Here is a 439-nt window from a genome sequence, read left to right as displayed (position 1 = left end):
TACTGGGACTCGCACCGGACCGCAGTCCCGCCACACCGAGCAAGCAAGCCGAGAGTAGGTAACGAACGATGGATTTCGATATCAGCGAAGAACAGCGAAGCTTCGCCGAACACTCGCGCGAGTTCTTCACCGAGCACGCCGGACCGGAGCGCGCACGGGCACTTCTCGACGGGAGCTGCGAGATCGCACCGGGCCGGAAGTTGCTGGCAGAATTGGGATTTTCGTCACTGACGATTCCCGAAGAAGCCGGAGGCATCGGCGCGGCGCTGCTCGACCTTGCGTTGGTTGCCGAGCAGGCAGGCCGTCAACTGGCCGGCCCGTCTCTCGCCTCCGCCGCGCGGGCCGCTGTCCTCCTCGAAGGGGACACCGAACGTCTGCGCGCCATCAGCGCGGGCACCATGTCCGTCGCAGTTCTCGACGGCTCCCCCAGCCGTCAGGC

At 66.1% G+C, this 439-nt stretch carries 1 protein-coding gene; it reads left to right on the top strand.

Annotated elements, in window-relative coordinates; all coding sequences use genetic code 11:
- Positions 1–68: 68 nt before the first annotated feature.
- On the top strand, positions 69–439 hold a 371-nt coding region (locus C1J01_RS48685), incomplete at its 3' end, for an acyl-CoA dehydrogenase family protein (protein ID WP_146616082.1).

Origin of the sequence: Nonomuraea aridisoli (assembly GCF_003236395.1) — a bacterium.
Taxonomy (GTDB): Bacteria; Actinomycetota; Actinomycetes; order Streptosporangiales; family Streptosporangiaceae; genus Nonomuraea; species Nonomuraea aridisoli.
Note: the sequence above shows the minus strand (reverse complement) of the source record. Positions and strands in the feature narration are given on the sequence as shown.